Here is a 3,692-nt window from a genome sequence, read left to right as displayed (position 1 = left end):
TCCTCCTCGGCCCGCAAGACTGGAGCGGATCCGAGACAGGAAGGGCCAGGTGAGCGTACAGCGCCATGCCCGGCCTGCTGTGAAGGTCGGCACTCACATCCGGCTCCGTAGCGTGCAGCGGCAGGCGGCCGCCCTGTCCGGGCAGAACATCCACCTCATCGGCCCGGACGGCGGCGGCCAGGTCGTGCCCGCCGGGCACCTGTTCACCGACCCCGGCTTCACCACCATCGGGGCCGACACGCCCCAGGCCGCACCACAGCGGGGGCTGCTCGAGACCGCCCCCACTGCCGCACGCGAGAAGGCGCCCGCCTGGCAGCAGCACGTCAGGGAAGTCGAATGCGGCCTGCCCAGCGGACCCGACAGCCACACCACCAAAACCGAGCAACCCCTCCCGGCCCACACCACCACAGCACCCCTCCCCACCACCACACACCCGCACACGACACAGACCCCACCACCAACCCCACCACCCCGCCCCGACCCGGGCCCCTGCCGACCGTCATGAGGGCGTGAGGCGCGGCGCCGTGAGGGCTGTTGCGCGGCGCCGATCCCGTCGACAGGCGGGCGTCCAGCAGTTCGTGGCGGATCGCGAGGTTGCGGTCAAAGATTGCCGGGTTGCGCTACGTGGTTGCCGGGCCGACCCCGGATCTCCGGGCGATCCCACTCATGGTCGTCTCGGTTCCGGTGACTGCGAAATCGGCGCGTGCCGAGTCGAGGATCCGCCGGCGGTTGCGGGCCGGGGCAGCTCCTTTTTTTGGGAGGCTGATGGTCAGTCATTCGAGCATCCTTGCGTAAAGGGATGGGGTCTCTGTAAAGTGATGTGAAAACCTTCTCCGTTTCGCTGGGGACTCTGTCGAATCTGTTCAAGGATCCGCCATGAGTGCAGTAAGCACCCCGGGGTCGGCGCCGCGATGACCGGCCCATCACGCCCCGTTCACCACCGGCTGATGCCGGCGATCTGCTGTTTCGGCGTGGGCGTGACCTATAGCGAACTCATCATCGTCAACGTGGCGTTTCCGTCGATAAGCAGGGACCGCCACGTCGCTGTCGGCAGCCGGCATGGGAAGGTCTCCACCTACTCCGTGGCCATGGCCTGCCTGCTGCTGCTGTCCGGCTCCGTGGCCGACCGCCTCGGCCGCCGGGGGATCTTCCCACTCGGGCTGGCGCTGCTGCCCTTCGGTCCTCTCCCGCGCGATCTGGCGTCCAGCCACGCCGCCCCCGGGCCCGTCCCGGAGGCTGCGGACGCGCCGCGCTCGCACTCGGCGTCATCTCCACCAGCAAGTGGGCCAAGGCCGCCGGCACTCGCAACGGCCGAGCAAGGCGGTGCCACTCGCCACCGATAACCCGTTCAGTCCGCTTGGATTCGATCTTGAGCGATGGAGGCTTTTCGTTGACCGCTCCCGCCCTGCAGACCACCCGGCGCTGCGCGTACGCGCCCCCGGAGGAGCACGCCCGTATCCGGGACACCGGTTCCGGCATATCCCAGGTCACCCTGCCCAGCGGCCAGGTCGCCTGGGCTCTGAGCCGGCTCGAGCACATCCGGGCCATGCTCACGGACCCCCGCTTCAGCGTCAACCGCCGGGATCCGAACTTCCCCCGGTTCACCCGCGAGTTGCGCGCCAACACCATGCGCCGATCGATCAGCCAGTTGGACCCGCCTGAGCACGGTCCCGCTCGCAGGGCCGTGGTCGGCGAGTTCACCGTGCGTCGTATGTCCGACCTGCGCCCGCGCATCCAGGAGATCGTCGACGAGCACATCGACGCGATGCTGGCCGGGCCGCGCCCCGCCGACCTCGTACAGGCCCTCTCCCTGTCGGTGCCGTCCCTGGTCATCTGCGAGCAGCTCGGCGTGCCCTACGAGGACCACGACTTCTTCCAGGCCCGCACTTCGACGATGGTGAGCCGCTCCCTCACCGCCGAGGACAGGAAGCAGGCGCGCATGGAGCTGCGCGACTACCTCAGGGATCTGATCTCCAAGAAGGCCGCCGAGCCGACCGACGACCTGCTGGGCCGTCAGCTCGCCCAGGGCAACGACCCCGAGGACGTCCTGCCACTGGCTTTCTCGCTGCTGGTCGCCGGGCACGAGACCACCGCCGGCATGATCTCGCTCGGCGTGGTGGCCCTGTTGGAGCGCCCGGCGGATCTGGCGGCGCTGCGCGAGGACCCGGCGCGTACCCTGCCCGCGATCGAGGAGTTGCTGCGGATATTCACCGTCGTCGAGTTCGGCAACTCCCGTGTCGCCGTCGAGGACGTGGAGATCGGCGGCGTGACCATCCGGGCCGGCGACCCCGTCCTAGCGCTGAGCAACGCGGCGAACCACGACCCGTCCGCCTTCGACGAGGCGGACGAGATCAAGCTCGACCGGGGAGCCCGCAACCACGTCGCCTTCGGCTTCGGCATCCACCAGTGCATCGGACAGAACCTGGCCCGGATGGAACTGCAGATCGTCTTCGACACGCTCTTCCGCCGGATTCCGACGCTGCGGCTGGCCATGCCCGCGGACGAGCTGCCCTACAAGGGCGATGCCCTCTACTACGGCATCCACAAGGTACCCGTGACATGGGAGGAGTTGGCATGACCAAGATCGTGGCGCATCCCGACCGGTGCGTCGGAGCGGGCCAGTGCGTGATGACCGACCCCGACGCGTTCGATCAGAGCGAGGAGGACGGCACGGTCATCGTCCTCCAGGACACCCCGGCGGACGACGAGGCCCTGCAGAGGGCCCGGTCCGCCGTCGAGACCTGCCCGAGCCGGACCCTGTCCCTGACGGAGTAGCCGTCGGCGCATCCGAGCGGAGGCGCTGAGGCGCTGAGGCGCTGAGGCGCGGCCATGGTGGTTGTTGTCCGCTGTGACGGGCGGCGACCACCATGTCCCGCGCCGCCGACGCATATACGGACTCAAGGGCAAGCCTCTCGACCGCGTCGCCCTGATGGATGCCTTCGCCGAACTGGCCTGCGGCGGACGGATCCCGGCCTGGGCCCTGGCCCTGGCGCTATGCGGACCTCGCCTGGATGCCGATGCTCGCCCTGGAACGGCCAAACCCGCCGCTGCCGGAGCCGCGCCGTCCGCCCAGCGCGCCAACTCCGCACGCTCCTCGACGGACAGCCCAGCTTCGACAGCACGAGGGCCCCGAGACGCCATGAGTCTTCCTACGGACTCAGACCCGCCGTTTCCGGCGCATCACCCTAGCTTCCGCAGGGGTGCGTTGGTCTCATGCAATTGGGCGGGTACGTTCTTCAGGTAGCTGAGGATTTTCTCGCACTACGTCATCCCTCACATCGGATTAGGACACTCCCAGCTCCTTGGCGATGAAGTCGAAGACCTCATCAGCCGACGCCGACTCAAGTTTCTGCGCCGCGGTGTTCTCCGCCGCCGGCTCCTGGCCTCGCATCCATTTCGATACCACCACCCGCAACCGAGCCGTAATATTGGCGCGAATTTCGCTGTCCGCCGGCACTTCGGAAAGAATCGATTCGAGCTGGGTGAGCTGCATGAAAACGGGTGGTTCCGAAACTTCGTCCGGAGCGATCTCCACGTACAGGTAGCGGGCGAGTTCGGCCGGTGTCGGCTGGTCGAAGGCCAGGGTGGCGGGGAGGGTGAGGCCGGTTTCGCTCGCGAGCCGGTTGCGGAGCTCCAGCGCGGTCAGTGAGTCGATGCCCATGTCACGGAAAGCCCGCTGAGGATCGATGTCC

At 68.2% G+C, this 3,692-nt stretch carries 4 protein-coding genes; 3 read left to right on the top strand and 1 reads right to left on the bottom strand.

The window, feature by feature from the left end; translation table 11 throughout:
• Positions 1 to 49 precede the first annotated feature (49 nt).
• The 3 genes from AC3EVP_RS36725 (at position 50) to AC3EVP_RS36715 (ending at position 2,775) form a co-directional block, all read left to right on the top strand.
• Positions 50 to 505 carry a hypothetical protein gene (locus tag AC3EVP_RS36725; protein WP_435138085.1) on the top strand — a complete coding sequence of 152 codons (456 nt, stop codon included), beginning with the start codon at positions 50 to 52 and terminating at the stop codon, positions 503 to 505.
• An 885-nt stretch (positions 506 to 1,390) separates the two neighbouring features.
• On the top strand, positions 1,391 to 2,578 hold the full coding sequence (locus AC3EVP_RS36720) for a cytochrome P450 (protein ID WP_435138082.1): 1,188 nt from the start codon (positions 1,391 to 1,393) through the stop codon (positions 2,576 to 2,578).
• Complete coding sequence (locus AC3EVP_RS36715; RefSeq protein WP_435138078.1) at positions 2,575 to 2,775, top strand: ferredoxin; 201 nt, start codon at positions 2,575 to 2,577, stop codon at positions 2,773 to 2,775. The genes AC3EVP_RS36720 and AC3EVP_RS36715 overlap by 4 nt, the downstream gene beginning before the upstream one ends.
• Positions 2,776 to 3,283: 508 nt before the next feature.
• Here the strand turns inward: AC3EVP_RS36715 and AC3EVP_RS36710 are convergent.
• Positions 3,284 to 3,692 (bottom strand): acyl carrier protein (locus AC3EVP_RS36710; RefSeq protein WP_435138075.1); only part of this gene is annotated, 409 nt, incomplete at its 5' end.

The organism is Actinacidiphila sp. bgisy144 (assembly GCF_057708105.1).
The sequence above is the reverse complement of the archived record's forward strand: the minus strand, read 5'-3'. Positions and strand labels throughout refer to the sequence as shown.

Coding starts and splice junctions, on each gene's coding strand:
- AC3EVP_RS36715 (WP_435138078.1), top strand. CDS start 2,575: ATGACCAAGATCGTGGCGCATCCCGACCGGTGCGTCGGAGCGGGCCAG.